Origin of the sequence: Pseudomonas sp. AN-B15 (genome assembly GCF_019056475.1) — a bacterium.
Taxonomy (GTDB): Bacteria; Pseudomonadota; Gammaproteobacteria; order Pseudomonadales; family Pseudomonadaceae; genus Aquipseudomonas; species Aquipseudomonas parakoreensis.
Genome location: NZ_CP049737.1, coordinates 5,249,564 through 5,271,065, shown reverse-complemented (window position 1 = coordinate 5,271,065; position 21,502 = coordinate 5,249,564). Strand labels below are relative to the sequence as shown.

Annotated in this window: 18 protein-coding genes and 1 pseudogene; 15 read left to right on the top strand and 4 right to left on the bottom strand. The window is 56.5% G+C overall.

Annotated elements, in window-relative coordinates:
• Nucleotides 1-358: 358 nt before the first annotated feature.
• Nucleotides 359-1,333, top strand: coding sequence for a DUF1302 domain-containing protein (locus GTQ41_RS23850; RefSeq protein ID WP_254369338.1), 975 nt, complete (start codon nt 359-361; stop codon nt 1,331-1,333).
• Between the two features lie 128 nt (nt 1,334-1,461).
• Here the strand turns inward: GTQ41_RS23850 and GTQ41_RS23845 are convergent, their stop codons facing one another.
• Complete coding sequence (locus tag GTQ41_RS23845) at nt 1,462-2,733, bottom strand: IS4-like element ISPa1635 family transposase (protein ID WP_004423958.1); 1,272 nt, start codon at nt 2,731-2,733, stop codon at nt 1,462-1,464.
• A 173-nt stretch (nt 2,734-2,906) separates the two neighbouring features.
• On the opposite strand from GTQ41_RS23845, the gene GTQ41_RS23840 reads away from it, so the two are divergent.
• The 4 genes from GTQ41_RS23840 to GTQ41_RS23825 all read left to right on the top strand — a co-directional run bounded on the left by GTQ41_RS23840 (nt 2,907) and on the right by GTQ41_RS23825 (nt 8,820).
• The gene (locus GTQ41_RS23840) at nt 2,907-3,884 is read left to right on the top strand and encodes a DUF1302 family protein (protein ID WP_254369337.1); all 978 of its coding nucleotides are present in this window, start codon (nt 2,907-2,909) and stop codon (nt 3,882-3,884) included.
• A 15-nt stretch (nt 3,885-3,899) separates the two neighbouring features.
• A complete protein-coding gene (locus tag GTQ41_RS23835) occupies nt 3,900-5,243 on the top strand; it encodes a DUF1329 domain-containing protein (RefSeq protein ID WP_024014386.1) in 1,344 nt (447 codons plus the stop codon).
• Between the two features lie 77 nt (nt 5,244-5,320).
• Nucleotides 5,321-6,457: a YCF48-related protein gene (locus GTQ41_RS23830; protein ID WP_024014387.1), complete on the top strand. Its 1,137-nt coding sequence runs from the start codon at nt 5,321-5,323 to the stop codon at nt 6,455-6,457.
• On the top strand, nt 6,454-8,820 hold the full coding sequence (locus GTQ41_RS23825; RefSeq protein WP_024014388.1) for an RND family transporter: 2,367 nt from the start codon (nt 6,454-6,456) through the stop codon (nt 8,818-8,820). Before GTQ41_RS23830 ends, GTQ41_RS23825 begins: the two co-directional genes overlap by 4 nt.
• 18 nt (nt 8,821-8,838) lie before the next feature.
• On the opposite strand, the gene GTQ41_RS23820 is transcribed toward GTQ41_RS23825, so the two are convergent.
• Both GTQ41_RS23820 and GTQ41_RS23815 read right to left on the bottom strand, forming a co-directional pair.
• A complete protein-coding gene (locus GTQ41_RS23820) occupies nt 8,839-10,644 on the bottom strand; it encodes a sensor histidine kinase (RefSeq protein WP_024014389.1) in 1,806 nt (601 codons plus the stop codon).
• On the bottom strand, nt 10,641-11,345 hold the full coding sequence (locus tag GTQ41_RS23815; RefSeq protein WP_196644563.1) for a response regulator transcription factor: 705 nt from the start codon (nt 11,343-11,345) through the stop codon (nt 10,641-10,643). Before GTQ41_RS23815 ends, GTQ41_RS23820 begins: the two co-directional genes overlap by 4 nt.
• A gap of 338 nt (nt 11,346-11,683) precedes the next feature.
• Between GTQ41_RS23815 and GTQ41_RS23810 the strand changes: the two genes are divergently transcribed.
• Nucleotides 11,684-12,700, top strand: a complete 1,017-nt coding sequence (locus tag GTQ41_RS23810) for a hypothetical protein (RefSeq protein WP_071542629.1) — start codon at nt 11,684-11,686, stop codon at nt 12,698-12,700.
• Here GTQ41_RS23810 and GTQ41_RS23805 read toward each other — a convergent pair.
• Nucleotides 12,697-13,275, bottom strand: coding sequence for a sce7726 family protein (locus GTQ41_RS23805; RefSeq protein ID WP_024014379.1), 579 nt, complete (start codon nt 13,273-13,275; stop codon nt 12,697-12,699). The two genes, GTQ41_RS23810 and GTQ41_RS23805, sit on opposite strands and share 4 nt — an antisense overlap.
• Nucleotides 13,276-13,766: 491 nt before the next feature.
• Here GTQ41_RS23805 and GTQ41_RS23800 point away from each other — a divergent pair, with 491 nt between their 5' ends.
• The 9 genes and pseudogenes from GTQ41_RS23800 (at nt 13,767) to GTQ41_RS23765 (ending at nt 21,431) form a co-directional block, all read left to right on the top strand.
• Nucleotides 13,767-14,822, top strand: coding sequence for an ImmA/IrrE family metallo-endopeptidase (locus tag GTQ41_RS23800; RefSeq protein WP_160328544.1), 1,056 nt, complete (start codon nt 13,767-13,769; stop codon nt 14,820-14,822).
• Complete coding sequence (locus tag GTQ41_RS23795) at nt 14,809-15,435, top strand: hypothetical protein (RefSeq protein ID WP_024014382.1); 627 nt, start codon at nt 14,809-14,811, stop codon at nt 15,433-15,435. Before GTQ41_RS23800 ends, GTQ41_RS23795 begins: the two co-directional genes overlap by 14 nt.
• Nucleotides 15,436-15,840: 405 nt before the next feature.
• Nucleotides 15,841-16,158 carry a transposase gene (locus tag GTQ41_RS23790; protein ID WP_079761861.1) on the top strand — a complete coding sequence of 106 codons (318 nt, stop codon included), beginning with the start codon at nt 15,841-15,843 and terminating at the stop codon, nt 16,156-16,158.
• Nucleotides 16,159-16,163: 5 nt separating this feature from the next.
• Nucleotides 16,164-16,490 (top strand): IS66 family insertion sequence element accessory protein TnpB, encoded by a 327-nt coding sequence (gene tnpB, locus GTQ41_RS28710; RefSeq protein ID WP_254369336.1) that lies wholly within the window; start codon nt 16,164-16,166, stop codon nt 16,488-16,490.
• Nucleotides 16,491-16,551: 61 nt separating this feature from the next.
• Entirely contained in the window at nt 16,552-18,087 is a 1,536-nt protein-coding gene (locus GTQ41_RS23780; RefSeq protein ID WP_217325368.1) for an IS66 family transposase, read from the top strand.
• Nucleotides 18,088-18,113: 26 nt separating this feature from the next.
• Nucleotides 18,114-18,269, top strand: a pseudogene (locus tag GTQ41_RS28705) (OmpA family protein); the annotation flags it as partial.
• A 414-nt stretch (nt 18,270-18,683) separates the two neighbouring features.
• Nucleotides 18,684-19,310 (top strand): DNA methyltransferase, encoded by a 627-nt coding sequence (locus GTQ41_RS23775; protein ID WP_003465024.1) that lies wholly within the window; start codon nt 18,684-18,686, stop codon nt 19,308-19,310.
• Between the two features lie 24 nt (nt 19,311-19,334).
• Nucleotides 19,335-20,363 (top strand): IS30 family transposase, encoded by a 1,029-nt coding sequence (locus GTQ41_RS23770; protein WP_003465026.1) that lies wholly within the window; start codon nt 19,335-19,337, stop codon nt 20,361-20,363.
• Between the two features lie 36 nt (nt 20,364-20,399).
• The gene (locus GTQ41_RS23765) at nt 20,400-21,431 is read left to right on the top strand and encodes a methyl-accepting chemotaxis protein (RefSeq protein ID WP_254369335.1); all 1,032 of its coding nucleotides are present in this window, start codon (nt 20,400-20,402) and stop codon (nt 21,429-21,431) included.
• Nucleotides 21,432-21,502: the final 71 nt, after the last annotated feature.

Here is a 21,502-nt window from a genome sequence, read left to right as displayed (position 1 = left end):
ATTAATTTAATTTTTTCGTGGATAATTAAAGCTTTCAAGTTGCTTGTTTTTTATTGCTGTTTTTTACGCGTAAAGATTTTTAATTTGAAATGAAAAAGCTGTTGGTAGTTGTCGATTACTTAATTCGTCACATAGCTCTAATGGTGTCTGGATTTTCGGTGAGACCTTGTGGGGTTAGTGATGGCTATTTCAGGTAAGTGTTCAAATGACGCATTTGGCGCTCGCTGGTAATAATGCTATTGGCAGCCGCTAGAGATATGTTTGATTCGTGTTTTTATAAGCAGCAAATTAATCTGGTGCGATATCCATAATCGCCGATTAAATAGAAGTAAATATAATAAAAATAGGAGGCTGTTTCGTGAGATTTGAAAGAAGTGAGTCCGGCCTGATTAATCCGTTGTTGTTGAAGATGACAGCTTGCATAACCCCGCTAGCGCTCATGATTTCACTGCAGGCTCAGGCGGGTGAGTTTGCATTAGGTGAAATCACGGGGCGCGCCAACGGTAGCATCAGTGTGGGTGGAATCTGGAATGCTGAGAAACCCGATTCAAACCTGATTTTTCAGGGTAATGCTGATCATATCGGCTACGGCTCGGCTGGTGAGTTCAACCCTTCAGGTGCGCGTAACGGTGATGACGGCCGCCTGAATTTTCGTAAGCGCAATTTGGTGTCTTCACCGATCACCCTATTGGCGGAAACCGAGTTGAACTGGCGTAATTATGGGGTCTTTCTGCGCGGTAAGGCCTGGTACGACTACACCTTGAACAACCGTGAGGTCGACCATGGCCATTCAGCCAATGGTTACCAGGTGGGTGCCAAGCTCAACGATAGCGGCTTCGACGATCTGGCCAAGTTCCAAGGCGTTGCCTTGCTGGATGCCTATGTATTTGGTGACTTCGAAGTCGGCGAGCGACCGTTGCACTTACGCGGCGGTAATCAGGTAATTAACTGGGGCGAGGGGTTGTTCTTCCAGAATGGCCTCAACTCGATCAACCCAGTGGATCTTGCCGCGTTACGCCGCCCGGGCTCTCAGTTGAAGGAAGCTCTACTCCCGGTGCCACTGCTCTTCGCCAACTTCGGTATCACCGACAGCCTCAACCTTGAGGTGTTTTACCAGTTGCAATGGCGTGAGACCGTTCTGGAAGGTTGCGGTACCTACTTTGCTAGCAACGACTTGATCCAGGATGGATGTTTCGGCTTGGCCAGGGGCGGTATTGCTGCCAATGTCATCAACCTAAGCTGCAGCCCTGCCCAAGGCAAGCCCCCCGAAGCAGCCAGCCGCCATGGCCGTCGGGCGATGACCAGGCCTCTGCCGCTCAATCAGGCGGTCTAGCTGGGCTGGCGGTGATGTGATCATCGTCTGTTCCGGCTGTCTAGGCGAGATTTCTCGTTCTCCGGACGAGCCTATGCCGACCGCTTGTGGCCAGCTTTTTTGCACGGAGGTTGGGCGGTGGTGTTTCTTCAGCGCGTCGGTTTGTAGCCCTCACAACCTCGGCTGGCTGCGCGTTTGCGTTGGCGCGCAAAGCTACGGCCTGAGCGTACGGCACTGAGGCTTTTAGCCATCAAGGCCAGCACATTGCTCAGCCCCTGAGCACAGTGCCGCACCAGCAGCTCGACCAGGGTATTTTTGAGCCGTGACACGCCTTGGGTGAAGTTGACTTTCCATCGCAGCTTGCGACCTTTGTGGCGCTGTTCGATGACCGGCTGTAGCAGGTGCTGCATCAACAGCGCCAGGTTCTTCAACAGTTGAGCGGCATGAAAGTCCTGCTTTACAGCGGTCACGCTGCGGCCGCTGAAGTTGTCCAGCGTCAGGGTTTGTTTGAGGCGACGGAAATCGGTTTCGATGCCCCAGCGGCGGTGGTAAAGCTCGGCAAACACCTCAGCGGGAAAGGCTTCTCGATCCAGCAGCGAGGTCAGCAATACTTCGCTTTCGCCGTTGGCCAACTCGACCCGGATCAGTCTCAGCTCGATCTGGCTGGCAGGATCAACGCCAGCCTCGGAGCAGAACAGACGTGCTTCAGGATGGTTGGCCACGAAAAGCTGTGTGTCTTCAACTTGGCCAGAGTGTAGAAACGCTTTGACCTGGGCGTTATAGCCACAGGGCAGGCGCATCAGAAAGTGCCGCTGTTGCTGCGCGAACAGCGCGAATAACCAGTGCCCAGGGTAACCACGGTCAAACAGCGTCAGGCTGTCAGCCGGCAGGTGCTCAAGGTGCAGATGGGCACAGTCGCGCTCGCCGACGGTCAGGGGCACGATCAGGCTATGCAAGGTTTGACCGTCAGCGACTTCGTAGAGTGTGGACAAGCGAGCCATGGGAAAGCCAGAGTGACTGCCAAAGAAGGTCGCCATGGTCGACTCCAGGGGTAAATGCACGGTCGAGCCATCCACCGCGAGCACCCTCAGCCCACGCCACTTCTGACGCAGCCCGAAGCAGTCAATTTGTTGCTGCAGGAGGCGATTGAGACTTTCAAATACCTCGGGGTTGAGCTTTTTGCGCGCTTTGCAGAAGGCCTGCGCAGTGACCATTTGCGTCTCAGTCGACGCCTGATTGAGTACGCGATAGAACTGATCGAGTTCGGTTTGCAGGGCCGTGCGCGGCTGATTGAGCAGGAACAGGACGAGGTTCTTGAAGGTGAGCTGGCGTCGGCGGGTAAAGTCTTGAGGATTCTGGCGGTGGGCGGCGATGAAGGCGGGACAATCGAGCGGGCTGGTTATTTTTTGTACAATTTTCAAGCCAGGGTTTGGCTGGCGGTGTCAAGCGATGCGGTATAGGTAGTCAAAAGGGCTTCTCCCATGCACTGATTTGAGCGCTAATTATATGATATTTATGGATAATTTCCAAAGTTGATGACATTGGTATTGCTGCCAACCCTAATGATGAGGCTGGTTATGCCAAGGGCCTCTATGTGCATCGGCTGGAGGACGACGAGCCATCTGACAGCGGTCAGTTTGGTATGGCCATGCGCTATTTCGCCGACAGCATAAGCACCGAGTTCGGCGCCTATGCCATGAATATCCATTCGCGCACCCCGCAGAACCGCGCGCGCACCGACTTGCGCCCTGCGGTTGGAGCGGGCTGGATCGCAGGTCAGGAGGCCACCAACGCCAAGTATTTCATGGCCTTCCCCGAGGACGTCCGCATCTTCGGTCTTAGTTTTTCCACCAGCCTCCTGGGTGCCTCAGTGTTCGGCGAGTACAGCTACCGTCCGAATCAGCCCGTGGGGCTTTCCCTCGGCGACACCATCCCGAGCACCTTCGGCAATCCCAATCTACTCATTCCCGGTGCACCGCTGGCAGGGGAGATGAAGGCTGCCGCCCCCGGCTCGCTGATCAATGGTTATGACCGCCTGGAGGTGTCGCAGCTGTCACTTGGGTTTATTAAGAGCTTCCCCCGAGTGTTGGGCGCGGATGGTCTTGATGTAACCGGTGAGGTCGCGATGAAGTACATGCATGACTTGCCGGCGCTGAGTGAGCGTCGTTACGGGAAAACCGAGGCATACGGCAGCAACATGGCTGATGGCCAGGGGATTGGTTCGCCAGGCTGCAACGCTGGGGTGCCAGAGCAAAGTTACAAAAAAATCGGTTGTAGCCGTGACGGCTTTGTCACGGACCTTTCCTGGGGCTATCGCCTGCGTGCCCAGTTGAATTATTCGGGTTTGCTGGCCGGGGTCAACGTATCGCCATTTATGACCTTCGGTCAGGACGTAAAGGGCTGGTCCCACGACGGTAACTTCGTCGAAGACCGACTGCTGGGTTCGCTGGGGGTAAGGGCTAGCTACAAGCAAAACTATTCGGCCGAACTGTCCTGGTCTGGTACCGGTAATACGCCGCTCGTAGTGACCGACCGTGATTTCGTCGCGTTCAACCTGCGCATGGGCTTCTGATCTCGAGGTAATCCAATGAACAAGAATCTTCTCTCCGCTGCCATTCTCGGCACCCTTCTCAGCCTAACCAGTGCAACGGCCCTGGCCAAGCTGGATGCCAGTGAAATTGCCCGCTTGGGCCAAGACCTGACGCCCACCGGCGCCGAGCAAGCGGGCAATGCCGACGGCAGCATTCCTGCCTGGAGCGGTGGCCTTACCCAGCCGCCGGCCGGTTACAGTGCGGCCAAGGGTTATATCGATCCCTTCGCGAATGAACAACCGTTGTACACCGTTACAGCGGCCAACATGGCGCAATATGCCGACCGGTTGATGCCAGGGTACAAGGCGCTGCTGGCGAAGTTTCCCAGCTACAAGCTGAACGTCTATCCGAGTCATCGCACTGCTGCGCTGCCCCAGCACGAGTACGAGCTGATCCGCGAAGAGGCCGCTAAGCTCGAGCTTAACGGCGATAGCATGGTCAACTATCAGAAAACCTCGGTGCCTTTTCCTATTCCCAAGTCGGGTCTGGAGGCCATGTGGAACCACCTGACGCGCTATCGTACCGGTGGCTTTCTCGATTACCCGACTGAAATGGTGGTGCAGGCCAACGGCTCATTTACTCCGGTGCGCCGAATGCGAAAATTTGCCATGGCCTCAAGCATGACCAACCCGGAGCCGAACCGGCTGTACTATTTCTGGAATAGCGTTACCTCCCCAGAAAGTATCGCCGGCAGCCAGACTCTGGTGCATGAGCCACTCGACCAAACCAAGGAGTCCCGGCTGGCCTGGCAGTACAACCCAGGGCAGCGGCGCGTGCTGCGCGCGCCCGAGTTCTCTTATGACACGCCGCCAGGTGCCTCCGATGGCTTGCGTACCAACGACTCAGCTGACATGTACAACGGCGCGCCCGACAAGTACGACTGGAAGCTGGTAGGCAAAAAAGAAATGCTTGTGCCTTACAACACTTACAAGCTGGCCGATACTTCGCTGAAGTACGAGCAGATCATTCAGCCCAACCACTTCAACCAGGACCTACTGCGCTACGAGCCACATCGCGTCTGGGTGGTCGAGGCCACGCTGAAGCCGGGTGAGCGGCATATCTACGCCAAGCGGGTCTTCTATCTCGACGAGGACAGCTGGAGCATCCTGGCCTCGGACATTTATGACAGTCGTGGCGAACTTTGGCGCTTTCATGAGGCCCACGCGTTGCAGCGCTACGACATTTTGTCCAGTTTTCATATAAGTGAGGTTTCCTACGACCTGCAGGCACGCCGTTACCTAGTGGTTAACCTGCAGAACCAGGAGATCCCAATCAAGTTCAACGTTCCGGCGAACTTGAAAGATTTTAGTCCCTCGGCTCTGCGTCGCAGCGGCCGCTGATTAACTGTTTACTCCGTGGTCTTTGGGTGGAAAGCGGTTAGCGCTTTCCCCCTTTTTTACTTTCTGAGACGCTGGCCATGAAAAAATACAACCAACCAGCGCTGAGGTTGCTCTGCCTGTTGTCTGTCGGCCTGGCGGCCTTGCCGCTCAGCGCCGCGCCACTGGTCGATCGCCTTGAGCGCGCCGCCCGAATTTCCCCCTTAGCCAGCGAGTCGCCCCTCACCGATGGGCAGTTGGTCGGCGATTATCTGGTGACGGTGGGGGGCAGCGGCCACGTGCTGTTGCGCTCGCCCTCCGGCGAGATCCAGCAGGCACAAGTGCCGGTCGATGTTCTGCTGACCTCGGTGCATTTCCCCGATGCCAACAACGGCTGGGCCGTCGGCCATGACGGTGTGGTCCTGCATAGCACCGATGGCGGCAAGACCTGGAGCAAGCAACTCGACGGCAGTGCCATAAGCGCTTTGATGTTGAAGTGGGCCGAGGCCGAGATGGCGCGTTTGGAATTAGCCAGTGCGGCGGCGCCAGACGACGAGGCGCTGCATACCGAGTTGGAGAATGTCATCTTCGCCTTCGATGATGCTAAAGCCGGTATCGAGTCAGGCCCGGCACGCCCGCTGCTGGATGTGTGGTTCCGCGATGCGCAGCAAGGCTGGGCGGTTGGTGCCTATGGGATCCTTGTGCATACCCGCGATGGCGGGAAAAGCTGGGAATTTGTCTCGACCCTGGAAAACCCCGAGCGTTTGCACTTCAATGCGGTCCTCGGTCTGCGCGACGGCAGTCTAGTGGTCGCCGGCGAAGGCGGGCGTCTGTACCGCTCTAGTGATGACGGCCAGCACTGGACAGTGATCACGCCAATGAGCCCGGCCTCGCTGTACAAACTGCAGCAGCTGAGCGATGGCCGCCTACTGGCCTTGGGCTTCGGCGGTACCTTGCTGGCCAGCCAGGATCAGGGCCTGAGCTGGCAGGTCATCCCGCTGCCGGTGCGCGCGGGTCTGTACGGCGCCGCACAACTGGCGGACGGCAGCTTGCTGCTGACCGGGCAAGGTGGCGTGGTGCTGTACAGCACCGATGGCCAGCAGTTCAAAGTTTGGCAGGCGGCCGCTAAGGCGCCTTGGCTCGGCGTGGCGCAAGTGTCTGCCGAGCAACTGGCGCTGATTGGTAGCGCCGGCCTCATCACCATGCCCTTGGCAGAGCTCAAGGAGCAGCTGCAATGAATGCCAAACTGAACGACGGGTCTAGCCCGCAACTTGAGACCAGCGCTTTGCAGCGGCTGGTTGGTTTCACCGAACGTGCACTGTTTCGCAATCGCGTGGTGGTGCTTCTGTTCTTCTTGGTCCTTTCGCTGTTGCTCGGCTACCAGGCCCTGGGCTTGCGCCCAGACGCCAGCTTCAGCCGGATGATCCCGACCGGCCACCCGTTTATCCAGAACTACCTGCAGTTTGAGAGCGTGCTCCGGCCGCAGAGTAACGTGCTGCGCGTGGTGGTGGAAAACCCCAAGGGCGACATTGTCAGCAAGGAGTTCCTTGAGACTCTGCGCGAGGTCAACGATAGGATTTTCTACATCCCTGGCGTCGATCGCGGCAATTTGAAATCGCTGTGGACCCCTAACGCGCTCTGGGCTGAAGTCACCACCGAAGGCTTGCGCGCCGGCCGGGTGATTCCCGACACCTACGACGGGAGCCCAGAGGCGTTGGCACAGGTGCGGCAGAACATCCAGCGCGCCAACATGCTCGGCAGCTTCGTCGCCAACGACTTCAAGTCGGCGGTGATCCGGGTGCCACTGCTGGAGATGAACCCAGAGACCGGCGAGCCGCTGGACTACGGTGCCTTTACCCAAGCGCTGGAAAAGCAGGTGCGCGAGCATTTCGGTGTACAGGGCGTGAATATCCGCGTGATCGGCTTCGCCCAGATCATCGGTGATCTGCTGGCCGCTGCCACCGACATCGCGCTGTTCTTCGCTATCACAGTCGGCCTGATTAGCCTGATGCTCTATCTCTATTGCCGCTGCTGGCGCAGTACCGCAGTAACCGTGGTGACTTGCCTGCTCACCGTGGCTTGTCAGCTTGGCCTGTTGCACCTTTTCGGTTTCGGTCTGGACCCATACTCGATCTTGGTGCCGTTCCTGATCTTCGCCATAGGCATCAGCCACGCGGTGCAGAACATTAACCTGATGATGAGCGCGATGGGGCATGGCGCCACGCCGCTGGTTGCCGCGCAACACACCTTCCGCGCCCTATTCATTCCTGGCACCACGGCGCTGCTGGCCGATGCGGTGGGGTTTATCACCTTGTTGGTGATCGACATTGGTGTGATCCAGCAGCTGGCAATCACCGCCAGCATTGGCGTGTTCGTCGCCATTTTTACCAAGATGTTCCTGCTGCCGGTGCTGATGTCCTACGCCGGCATCAGTCCGCGCGGCTTGCGTGAGCAGGAAAAGCGAGCCAATTCGTCCTGGCCTATCTTCCGCCGCCTGTCGGCCGTGGTCGAACCGCGCGTGGCGCTGCCGCTGATCGCCCTCAGCGTGATGCTGCTCGGCGTCGGCTACTACGCCCGTCAAGATCTGAAAATTGGAGACCTGGACAAGGGCGCACCGGAGTTCCGTCCGGAAGCGCGCTACAACCAGGACAACGCTTACTTGCTCAAGCACTACAGCACCAGCACTGATGTTTATGTAGTGATGTTCAAGACACCGGCTGAACAGTGCGCACGCTTCGCCGCTGCCGACCTGGCCAACCAGTTCGAACAGAGCATGCGTGAAGTCAAAGGTGTGGAATCGGTGCAGTCGCTCTATCGCACCATGCGCTTCAACATCCTTGCGCGCAATGAGGGCAACCCGAAGTGGGCCGAACTGTCGCGCGATCAGTTCGTGATGAACAATGCCCGCTCAGGTGTCGCTGCCGAGTTCGTCGACCCCAACTGCAGCGTGGCGCCAATCAGCCTGTATCTGAGTGACCACAAGGCCGAGACGCTGACCCGGGTGGTCAGCGCGGTCGAGGCCTTCAGCAAGCAGTACGACACAGGAGACTTCGAGATCCTCCAGGCGGCAGGTAATGCCGGCATTGAGGCGGCGACTAACATCGTCATCGAGCAGTCCGAGAAGCTGATGCTGCTCCTGGTGTTTGTGATCATCTCGCTAGTGGTCTGGTGGGAGTTTAATTCGATCAAAGTGACCATCGCCTTGATGGCGCCGCTGTACCTGTCAACCGTGCTGTGCGAAGCGGTGATGGCGCAGATGGGCCTGGGAGTGAAGATCGCCACGCTACCGGTGATTGCCCTCGGCGTCGGCATCGGTGTCGACTATGGCATCTACCTGTACAGTCGCATGGAAGGCTTTCTGCACCAGGGCCTGAAATTCCGTGCGGCGTTCTTTGAAGCGTTGAAAACTACCGGCACCTCGGTGGCCTTCACTGGCATCACTCTGGCCATGGGTGTAGCCACCTGGTCGTTCTCGGCACTGAAGTTCCAGGCCGACATGGGCCTGCTGCTGGTGTTGCTCTTCATCTGGAACATGGTAGGTGCACTGGTTTTGTTGCCGGCCATCGCCTCGATGCTGATGTGCAATAAAGAAACTCGCTGAAACTGAAAGCCTCTAGCTTTAGGACATGTTAGAGGCTCGCTTATGGTGCTTCGGAAGCAGCTGTAGCGCGCTATTTTTCGCCATCCCCTGGACATTGTCCTTCGCGCAGGGGATTCGCCCGACGACGCTCAAACCACCTGTTGAGGAGATGCTGATTTCGAGCTCTCCTCCTATCGCCAGCATGCGCGAGCGCATGCTGGCGATCCCTTGGCCTTCATTGAGATTCAGCGGGTGCCTGTTGCTGCAGCCGCTGTCCACCACAGCGAACGAAATCCCATCCCGTTCTTGGCGCAATGTAACTTTCGCCGTTGCCCCTGCTCCTGCATGTTTAGCTGCGTTCTGTAGGGCTTCGACACAGCAGAAGTAAATTGCTCGTTCGGCGAGCGGGCTTTCGCGTCTCGGTGCTTGAAAGTCCGTGACTACTGGCAAGCCCGCATTATTGGCGGCCTCTCCCAAGGCTGCTGCCAGTCCTCGCTCAGCCAGTAGTGGCGGAGTAAGGCCATGTGCCAGCGTACGCAGTTCGGTGATGGCGGCATCAATGTCCGTTGCCATTTCCACTAGCAGTGCATCCGCTCGGCTCGGATCGCTATCGACCAGGCGTCTGGTCACGCTGATCTTCATACGCAGCGCGAGTAAGCGTTGCTGTGCACCATCGTGTAGGTCTTGTTCAAGCCGGCGGCGCTCCTCTTCCGCGACAGTTTCAGAATGGGCATGGGCACCGGCCAAGGCAGATTCGAATTGCCAATTGACGATGGCGTTATGGATCGAGCTAACAACTGCCTCCAGCAACATCGGCTCTTCCAACAAGGCGCGGTTATGAATCAGGATTGCGCTAGGTTGGTCATTGAGGTCATGCAGTACGCGTACGGCTTGCTCCTTGGCACTTGGTTCGGGTAACGGCACGACTTGTTGGGATGAGTTAATCCAGCGCCCAGTGTTTGGCTCCCAAATACCTAGCTCCAGTGATGGGTCATCCAGAGCATTCGCCATCATGGTTTTCAGGCCTTGCAGGTTCGGCCGGCGCCTTAATCCGGTCACTAACCGATGTAGCGCTTGGGCGGTGTAGAGCCGGCTGCGCAGCAAGCCCAAGGCAATAGCTAACGGAACGGCCCAGAAGGTAAAGGTAAGCAACAACAAGCCAGTCCCGGTTGTCAGGAAAAACGCCATGCATAGCGTGCGGGCGACAGAGGCGAGTAGTACGGGGGCGAGCGAGCGACGCATCAGTGTGGAGGCCTGTCGCAGTCGCTGTAGCAAGTACAGGCTGGTCGCGATCAGGATGCCTGTGTTGACGATGCGAAAGGCATTCAGCAGGAGGTTGGACCAGGTAGGGTGGTCGGCAATAAACAGTAAATTGTCCTGGCACACGTCAGTGCAGGAGGGCAGTGGGCCGAAGCGCGGCACGTGCGGAGTCAGCATCACGCTGGGTAGCCATAGCAAGGCAATAGCAGCGATAGCTGCGCCAATCAGCATACCCTCACGTCGGTCGGTGATGCGCCCAGTCGGGAAGGTCAGCACCACCCACACCAGCAGCGCTTCAGCACAGGGGCGAACGGTTCTGCCAATCGTATAGAGCAGATCATTGGTCGAATAAATTAGGGGATGAAGCGCGTAAGCTACAGCGAGCATTCCGAGCAATATCCAGAGCGGGCGTTGTGGGTAGCGGGCGCGCACGGTCATCGCCACGCCGGAAACCAACATCACGCCAACGCCGGCCATCAAGGCGTCGATTATTCGTGTCGAGCCCGCGCCTGTCGCCATGATCCCGGCAACTATGGTTACCGTGCCTCCACCGAGGATAGCGAGCCAGGGTTTTAGGCTTTTCATTGGCCGTTACGTGATAAATAAAGCAGCGTCGCTTGTACCCGGCGGCTGATGCTTTCGTCGTTGGCCAAGCCAAGGCGGCCGAAAATCTCGCTTATATGTTTTTCCACCGCCCGCTGGGTTACTCCCCTGTCGCGCGCAATGGCAAGGTTGCTCTTACCTGTCGCAAGGTCGGCCATGATTTCCCGCTGGCGTGGTGTTAGCTCTTCTAAGGGGGAGCGCTGGTGCTTGCGCGACAGCAGGGATTCAATTAGTTGCGTATCAATTCGACACTCACCAGTTGCAACCGCATGAATGGTAGACACCAGATGATCGAGGTCGTGAATACGATCCTTTAACAGGTATCCACGCCCAGATGCCCCTTTCTCCAGTAGCTCGGTTGCATACTGTGAGCTGCCATGTTGGCTCAGCACGATTACGCCTATATCCGGATGGCTCTGGCGCAGATGTTCTGCTACTCGCATGCCCTCATCCGTTTGCGTAGGCGGCATGCGGATGTCTGTCATGACAACCTGTGGTGGATTTGCTTCTACCGCTGCAAGCAGCGCGGTTGGGTCAGCATAAAGCCCGACTACACGAACTCTTGGAGACTGGGCAAGAATCTGCGACAAGCCCTCGCGAATAAGGTAGCTATCGTCGGCAATTGCCACGCTGATAGGAGGTGCCGAAAAAGTGACATTGTCAGAACTGTGCATCGCGTTCATGAAGTTAAACGACCAGTATTATTGTAGGTATTTGGTTGATCCTATCAGATGCCTGAAGATGCTCTATGAAAAGCATAATGTCTGCTTTTTTCCCGCATCTTCCTGTCACGGCCGGCAGAGAGCGGCCAGAAGCGGAACTTGCTGAAAGCGCCTTAACTACGTCAAATTGACCAGACGCCATCAATGATGAACGCTAAGCAGCGCCAGCAAGATCCCGACGCTAAGTCAAATGCTAGAGCCGGAATAGCAATTGGATCTCAACCTATCTGCGGTGATTTCAAAGTGCCACCCTTCGTGATAAAAGCGATTGGACCACTACGCGATCCCAAGGAAGGCATATGGCACTTAGATTCCCCAACCACCCTTACTACATTCCGATCATTAAGTGGCAGTCCTGGGAGCAGAGAGCTCTGCTTCAGACTCGGGGAGACGTTAAGCCCTACGTTCGCCCCTGCATCGAGGTCCGTCACTCGAATCAACACAGCAGCCTGGTAGGGAATTTCCAAACAGCTTGGGGAGCCCCTGCATTGGTAGATTATGCGAATCCCGAAGGGCGGCTCGTTGGCATTCGTCCTTTAGAATTTGAGGCGTTCCTTCAGATCGCAAAAGCTAACGGCTTTCCAACTCTTCCAGTTATCAATCCGTTAGATGCCCCTCTGCTACGCCCTGCGCTACTTGGTCTAGTGCAATCCTTCCCTGAGATTTTCCTACGCTTACGTATCAGTGGATTAACAGTTAATGCTGAGCACTACACCCAGACGATGATGGCCGCACAGGTACTATCAAGGCCTGGCAACCGTATTCATCTTATGGTCGATCTAGGTGTTACTCCCGCTTGGGAAGCCGCAGAGGTACCCGCCTTTACAGGCATGATGGCGGCGTTCAAGAACGCAGGGTTTTCCCAAATTCATGTGGCATCAGGTGCGTTCCCCGAGAGTCTTGCGGCCGTAAAAACGGTAGCTAACTTGCCACGCCGAGACTGGTCTCTATGGGCCGCGCTGAATACCAACGCTCCCGGACTGCTTCTCGGATATTCAGACTATGGGACGATATCTCCGCGCTGGACTGAGGAGACACTAACTCGCCGCGGCGGCCGTGTTGCCATTCGCTATGCAAGGAACCTTGACTGGTTGGTGTTGCGAGCTGACGGAAGCAAGTCAGAGCATTCAGTTGCTATCTCGACTTTGATGGTGACCGTGCATGCAGCCTCCTTCAAAGGCCGAGAGTATTCCTATGGGGACGAATTAATTGCAGATCGAGCGAATCCGGCAATCAAAAAGAAGAATGCAGGCCTCTTCCACTTCACTGAAGGTTGGTGTCATCACCTTGCGACGGTGATTAAGGAACAGTACTAGGCCGGGCAGGCTGAAAATTGAGGTGTAGCTTCCTCGACCCGTTTGAGGAGGTAGTCCCGAACATTGTTCTTGAGCTCGGGAAGTGTGAGCAGCTCTGCGATATATGCCTGAATGAGATATAGGCTCTTGCTCTTCCAGCCTCGAACCTTACCCATTTCGGTCAAGAGGTGAAGCGCCTCGTCTCGCTTGAGTAGGGAGGCAAGCACCTCAGGTTCGTGGCGCTTATTAGGTCTTGCGGCCCGAACATGCTTAAACCCCGCCTCAGGCACCTCAGGGACAAGGATGATCCCCCACCACGGCGGCAACAAGGGAAGCGCGTTTTTCAGATGGCATTCCGCAGTCACTAACGTGATGCGATCAAAAACTCGAGCGTAACGGGATCCTTGACCGATAAGGCGCTTCAAGGAGTCGGCCTCACTCTTAATCTCATAGCAATGCATATCGTAGATGTGGACAAGGTCTGCACGAACCTCACCGCCACTAAGCTGTAGCTCCTCCAGGAACAAGCCAGGGTGGATACCCAACGAGGTATCCAAGTAGTGAGTGAGTGCTCGTTTGATCTCCGCTTCGCGCATTATCCAATTCTCGATGGCCGCCGGCGTCCTGCCGGACAGCTAGTCAGTTTATCTCATACGGCGATGGGTGGCTTGGGTAATGCCACCGACCACCAAAACCATGCATTTATGCTATTTTATACTTTATGAAATGCATGAAAAGCAAAACCAAAATCGTCGCAGAGCTCCTCGCTTTCTTTGCGTCCCACGGACAAAGGACGAGCACCTCAATAGCGAATGCCTCTGGATTAGGCCAGCCACAGATTCACCGCAACCTTTTTGGCAAGCCGAAGCGGGTTACAAAGACTCACCGGGAATTATGCATTTATGCAAAAATCTCGCTAGAGCTGGAATTGCCTGACCCTCGGACTTCAGATGTCTTGATGGATAGTTTGGCAAACGTGTGGGATGGCAGTGAGGAGCACGCTCGTCGCCTTGCTGAACTGCTCTTTGCCCACCGAAGGGCCTGCATGTGAAAATGATGCTGGAATCTAATGTTATGGGAGGGTGCTATGCATGACGCAACGACTCCAATAACAGTGAAGTCCGCCTTCGAAAGTCTTAAGGCTGCAGGATATCCGCGCCCTTATGTTGAGAGACTATTGCCCGATTGGTGGGATCACAGCCTCTTCAAGACCAGCGCTGGAGCCTTCCAATTTGCACTGTTGCTTAAGCAACGCTTGGGCTTGGTTGTAAATTTTGCCCAAGACGGCAGTCTTGCAATCGACGCGGCTACGCCCAACGCTCGATTCAAGCGAAGAAGAGGTACAGAGGAAGGGGCGCTAAACATAGCGGCCAGCCTTGGCATGGCGTTGGCTCGACTTTCAATTTTCAGTGCCGGAGCCCCATACAGCCCCTTACCCCCTGACCCGAATTATATCGGGCACCTAGTTCGCCAGATCTCGGGTACGAATAGCGTAGGTTTTGAAGGGCTTCTGGCGCTTTGCTGGGCTCAGGGCATTCCTGTGTTGTTTCTCAAGGATTTGCCCAAAACGTCGAAGCGGATGACAGGTATGGCCGTTAGCGTTCAAGGCAGACCCGCAATTGTTTTAGGATTTAATAGCCCCCAGCACGCTCGACAGTTGTTCGTCCTAGCACATGAACTCGCTCATATCGTATGCGGCCACGTCGGTGAAAATGGTGTTCTCATAGACGAGGACATTGCCGAAGTCACCGATGCCTTGGCCGGGAGTGACGCCACCAGGAAGGATGCGGAGGAGAAAGAGGCTGACTCTTTCGCTCTCGCACTTTTGAGGAACGGGCATACAAACGTGCTTAAAGCTATCGGACGACCAGACTCCGCAGCAGTACTAGCCTCGAATGCTGTCATAGCTGGAGAACAACTTGGAGTCGACCCCGGCCACCTAATTCTTTCCTACGCCAGAGAGAATGACGATTGGGCCCGAGCAAATCAGGCCTTGGGTTATATCGCAGACCCCAGAGGGGCGATCGAGGTGCTTAATCAGTGGTTCATGCAAAGTACCGATCTCGGAGCTCTTAGCGACGAGAATCGGGAGCACGTGCTAGCTATCCAAGGCTTCGGGTCAGTCACACGTGTACCTACTTGATAGCGACGCAGCCAAGTCCCTTTGTCAGTACTTGCTTCTAGACGAGCTTGCGCTCGCTCTTGAGTGCCCGCTCAGCGACTTCGCGATACTTCCACAGCTTCGTTTTCAGCTCAGGCTTAACAAACCCGACGCCGCCCTAAAGAAATTGGGATCACAAGACGCTGTTGTGACGGCTCAGCGGCTCGTCGAGGCTGCGACAGAGGTCCAAGTAGTCACCGACTCGGCTAATACGATCCTCGAGCTAAATCGGCCGGATATCGACAGCGGAGAAGCGATCTTGTTTGCGGCCGTAAGCCAAGACGAAGACGACGCCCTCATCACCGGCGATAAACGAGCCCTTATCGCCCTCTCTGAGATATCAGAAGTACCCATCGTAGATAGCCTCTGGGAAAAGATCATTACCCTTGAGGAAGCAATTTATTTGATTGTGCAGCGTTCGGGTTTCGACCTGGTTTCGCAAAGGATTCGGGCGAGACCCGACGTGAACGTGGCCCTCAGCGTAATTTTTGGTAGAGCTAACCCAAACAAAATCGGAGAGGTCCTCGAAGGACTCAACAGCTATATGAATCACCTTCAGTCGATCTCGCAGGGTAAATACCTGCTCCCGTACTGAAAGCCCCCAATTCCCTGGACGCTTTAGAGCGCACCCGGCTGGCCGACAGCTGCCGGTCATGAAGGGCAGAAATCGGCCAACAGCGGCCGTTTTAGAGTAGGGAAAATAAATCCCCTTTTCTGCTGTCTACGCTTCGCAGCGCCGGTTACCCGGTCACCACGCAAGACTCGCTTCCGGTCGGTGGCTAACCTTTACCGGGCGGGGGTCATACCCGCTGGGTTTCTTACGCCATTTCGTGACGGCTTGCGCCGTCATTCCCAGGCGACCAAGCTTTGCCTGGCGCACATAAATCAGTCCCCTTTTTCGTAAGCGTCCAGCCAAGTCACCTTCCGCAATCCCGCATTAAGGGCGATGGTGTCCGCGTATTTTTAAGCGGACGCGATAGCCCTTATCGCCGGGATTTCCATGCGCCAACGAAGCTCTTACCCCAAACCGTTCAAGGCCCAGGTTGTTCAGGAGTGCCTGCAACCTGGTGCGACCGTCTCCAGCGTGGCCATACGCCATGGCATCAACGCCAACGTCATTCGCAAGTGGCTACCGCTTTATCGGGATCAACTGCCAGCGGCGTTGCCGGCGTTCGTTCCTGCGAGGGTTACGCCCAAACGACCAGCTGAAGCAGCGGTGATTATCGAGCTACCGCTGGGCGCGCAATCGGTCACGGTGAAATGGCCAGCCTCCGATCCTGAAGGTTGCGCCCGCTTTGTCCGTGGGCTCGCCCAGTGATCCGCGTGGATAGTATCTGGCTCGCCACCGAGCCGATGGATATGCGTGCGGGTACTGAAACCGCGTTGGCCCGCGTGGTGGCGGTGTTCGGTGCGGCGAAGCCGCACTGCGCCTATCTGTTCGCCAATCGCCGCGCCAACCGCATGAAAGTTCTGGTGCATGACGGCGTGGGTATCTGGCTCGCCGCGCGGCGCTTGCACCAGGGCAAGTTTCATTGGCCAGGCATCCGGCACGGCTCGGAAGTCGAACTCGACACCGAGCAACTTCAGGCTTTGGTACTGGGGTTGCCCTGGCAGCGAGTCGGCACAGCCGGCACGATCACAGTGCTGTAGCACCTGCCATTAGCCCATCGGTTTATCTCCGCTGACCGCCTGCTCTGGCACAATCAGCGGCATGACTTCCTCGCCCAATCTCGACCAACTGACACCTGACCAGCTGCGCGCACTGGCCGCGCAGTTGCTCACGCAAGTCGATGCGATGGGCAAAAAGATCCACCGCGATCAAACAGTCATCGAGCAGCTCACCCACGAAATCGCATGGTTCAAACGGCACAAGTTCGCCAAGCGCAGCGAGCAGCTAAGCCCTGATCAGGGCAGCCTGCTTGATGACCTGCTCGACACCGACATCGCCGCCATCGAGGCCGAGCTGAAAGCCGTCAATCCTCCGGTTACCCCAGCCGAACCACGCCAACAACCCAAGCGCACACCGCTGCCACCGCAATTTCCGCGCACCGTGATCCGTCACGAGCCGGAGAACACCCAGTGCGCCTGCGGTTGCCAGCTTCAGCGCGTCGGCGAAGACGTCAGCGAAAAGCTCGACTACACGCCGGGCGTGTTCACCGTCGAACAGCACGTGCGTGGGAAATGGGCCTGCCGCCAATGCGAAACGCTGATCCAGGCGCCCGTGCCAGCCCAGGTGATCGACAAGGGGATCCCTACCGCCGGCCTGCTGGCTCACGTGATGGTGGCCAAGTTCGCCGACCACCTACCGCTGTACCGGCAGGAGAAGATCTTTGGCCGTGCCGGCCTGGCCATCGCTCGTTCGACACTGGCGCAGTGGGTCGGGCAAACCGGCGTGCAGCTCCAGCCCCTGGTCGATGCGCTGCGCGAAGCGGTGCTTGCCCAGCGCGTGATCCATGCCGACGAAACCCCGGTTTCGATGCTCGCGCCCGGCGAGAAGAAGACCCACCGTGCCTACGTCTGGGCCTACAGCACCACGCCCTTCGCCGATCTGAAGGCCGTGGTCTACGACTTCAGCCCCAGCCGTGCCGGCGAGCATGCGCGCAATTTTCTTGGCCAGTGGAATGGCAAGCTGGTCTGCGACGACTTCGCTGGCTACAAGGCCAGCTTCGAGCAAGGCATCACCGAAATCGGCTGCATGGCTCACGCCCGGCGCAAGTTCTTCGATCTGCACGCGGCGAACAAAAGCCAACTGGCCGAACAGGCGCTGCACTCTATCGCTGGGCTGTACGAAGTCGAACGCCAAGTGCGCGACATGAGCAATGGAGAACGCTGGCGAATACGGCAGGAAAAGGCTTCACCGCTCCTCGACGCACTACATGACTGGATGCTGGCCCAGCGTGATCTTGTGCCCAACGGCTCAGCCACGGCGAAAGCTTTGGATTACAGCCTCAAACGCTGGGTAGCGCTGACGCGCTACCTGGACGATGGCGCTGTGCCCATCGACAACAACCAAGTCGAGAACCAGATCCGCCCGTGGGCTCTAGGTCGCTCCAATTGGCTGTTTGCCGGGTCGCTACGCAGCGGCAAACGGGCGGCGGCAATCATGAGCCTGATCCAGTCGGCGCGGATGAATGGGCACGATCCGTATGCCTATCTCAAGGATGTGCTAACGCGACTGCCGACGCAGAAGGCCAGCGCTCTGGCCGAGCTGCTGCCGCACAACTGGGTATCCGTCGGCAAGGTGTAATGCCCGTTCGCTTACCCTTTTTCTCTTTGCGCAGCAATGGCGTCGATCCTTCGCGCCTGCAAACCTTTGGTGCAGGCTCCAGCTCGCCCATTGCCCCCAACGACACCGCCGAGGGTCGCGCCCAAAATCGCCGCGTTGAAATCAAACTGGTGCCCCGTAGCGGCGCTGTAGCTCAAGGGTAATGGTGCCTTGGTGCTCTTTTCGTCGGATGCCCAGCTATCTTTTAATGGGTTACGGGCGATTTGCAGTGGGCTCCAAAACCTGGCCTCAGGAGGTGCAAGCTCCCGTGGCACCGGCTTTGGACTGGGCAGACCAATACGCCGGCCCATAAGCCCATAAGGATCCCGGCCTCGGCCGGGTTCTTTATGCCCGCTTCGCGGGCTTGAGCCCAGAAGGGAGCGGCGTGCGCCGGATTCGCATCTGCCAGCCAGTACGCAGCCCGTTTGGAACTCAGTTGATCCGTCTTTTTCAACGGTTTAACAGCCAAATCAATACGTTCACAAGTACACTCGCCACCCTAGGGATGGTGAAGCATCCACGAGCGGTACTAGAATTTTCAGCTTTTCGGTGCCGCCGCACGAATTCAAGGGGCAAGCATGGATTACGAACAACTGCCGAGGGCCGCCTTGGTCCGTATGCTGCAGGAGCATGATGCGGCGCTTGCCGATGCTGGCAAGAATGGCATCGTTATGAGTTACACCGGGCGGGCTGCTCCCTGGCAGATCATCCGCCAGGTCAAGCCGAAGCTGCATCGTATTATCAAGAAAGTATCCTTTGGAGAGGAAACCGCCCAGTCAGAGAATGAGATCTGGGACGGTGAAAACCTTTCTGCGATGGTCACGCTCTATAAATATCGTGGTCAAGTTGATCTTGTAGTAACAGACCCGCCGTACAACACCGGCGAGGACTTCCGCTATAACGACAAGTGGGACAAGGATCCAAACGATCCAGATCTCGGCGATGTAGTTCCTAAAGATGATGGGTCCAAGCACAGCAAATGGTTGCGCTTCATGACACCCAGAATCTGGATGATGCGTGAGATGCTAACCCCAGGCGGGGTTATGGCTATCTGTATTGATCATAGGGAACTATTTAGACTTGGCATGCTCATGGACGAAATCTTCGGCGAAGAGAATCGCATTGGCATAATCAATTGGCAGAAAAGCTATTCACCTCGCAGTGATAATAAGGGGGCGGCGGCGAAAACTGAGTGCAACACCTGACCTTTCCGGTACGGTGCTGTCCCTATGTCTTATTCCGAACTCAGCGTTGAAGAGCGCGCCACCATTCAAATCGGTCATGCCCAAGGTTTCAGCCTGCGCGGGATTGCCTGCTTGATCAACCGATCCCCTTCGACCATCAGCCGGGAGCTGCGCCGCAATCGAGATGCCTGTGGCGGCTACTCGGCCCGCGTGGCCCAGCAGCAGATGCAGGCCCGCCGTCAGGTGTGTCGACCGAAGCAAAAGCTGTTGCCGGGTAGCGAGCGCTTCGAATTGGTGGCGCATATGCTGCGTGAGCGTTTGTCTCCCGAGCAGATTGCCGGCAAGCTGCGCAGCATGAATATTCCCAGCCTCAGAGATGCCTACGTCTGTCGCGAGACGATCTATAACGCGATCTATGCCTTGCCAGTCGGCGAGCTGCGTAAAGAGCTGATCATCTGCCTGCGCCAAAGCAAGACGATGCGCAGGCCGCGCTCTGGCGGCGTGGATCGGCGCGGTCAGATCCCTGAGAGGGTCAGTATTCATGTACGTCCGCCGGAGATCGAAGACCGACTGATGCCAGGGCATTGGGAAGGCGACCTGATCAAGGGCAAGGCCAACGCCTCGTCTGTAGGTACGCTGGTGGAGCGCACCAGTGGCTACCTGATGCTGGTGAAGATGAACGACGCGACGGCGACCTCGGCGATGGAAGGCTTCAGTGCAGCGCTCAATGGCATGCCGCTGGCGATGCGCAAGAGCATGACCTACGACCAGGGCCGAGAAATGGCGCGGCATGCTGAAATCACCCAGCAGACCGGGGTGGCGATTTACTTCTGCGACCCGCACAGCCCTTGGCAGCGCGGCAGTAACGAAAACATCAATGGCCTGATCCGCCAGTACCTGCCCAAAGGCACGGACTTGTCGGTGCATAGCCAGGAGGAACTGGATGCCATCGCACTGCAACTGAACATGCGCCCCCGTAAGCGCTTCGACTTCAAGTGTCCGATCGAGGTTATGGACGAGGTGATGCAGGAAGCTATGGCTATGCGGCATGATGCTCCAGCTTCAATTCAATAACCGTGTTGCACTCAGCTCCTGTAACCGCCCACTTTAATGTCAGGAAGCTTAAGCTCTTTTAGTGTTTTGGCTATTCTCTCTCCTCTTGGAAGACTGGTTGAAAGAGCCAGGAATATTTCCAATAACCCATTAAGTCAATCCCTCTACACTGGGCGCACCGATGAGTTTGGCCAAATAGAGTTTGCTTTACGAATGATGCAAGCTGAAACAGGCGCCATAGTAGGTCGCATAGGTGATGCATCAAATCGGCTTAGCGAACACACCCGAGGCCTACTAAAGGATATTGAGTCAAGCAATGTACTTACAGTTGAGCAGCAGGCAGAGACAGATCAAATAGCAACGGCAGTAAACCAAATGGCGGCAAGCATTCAAGAGGTTGCGAGCAATGCACAGCATGCTGCAGATGCGGCCGGAAGAGCAGACACTGAGACGGCATCTGGCCAGCGTCTGGTAGCCCACACAAGCCAGTCAATCACTGCCCTTGAAGGTGAAATTAGGCAAGCCGCTCAGGTTATTCATGAGCTTGAAGGTCAAAGTAACGAGATATCAAAAGTTCTTGACGTTATACGAGGGATCGCCGAGCAAACGAATTTGTTGGCACTCAACGCAGCAATTGAGGCCGCGCGTGCTGGTGAGCAGGGGCGTGGTTTTGCTGTTGTCGCCGATGAGGTTCGCAGTCTTGCTGCTCGCACACAGCAATCGACAACGGATATTCAAAGCATGATCAGCGCTCTACAAGAGCGAGCGCAATCCGCTGTTACAGTCATGGAGCAAAGTAGTCGGCAAGCGCACACGAGTGTAGCTCACGCAGAGGAAGCAGCTACAGCTCTTGATGGAATTGGCCAACGCGTTAACGAAATTACCGACATGAACGCGCAAATAGCGACTGCGGTCGAGCAGCAGGGAGCAGTAAGTGAAGACATAAACCGCAGTATTATCAATATACGCGATGCTGCTGATACCAATGTACAGACCGGGCAGAATAATTTGCAAAGTGCGAAATCTGTCGCTCAGTTAACTAGCGCTCTGAGCGAACTGGCAAAACAGTTTTGGGAAAAACGAGGATAACGCTTTTCAGTATCTCGACAGGGATAACTTACTTTACCATCGGTTATCCCTTTTAGCCGCACAAATTTTAG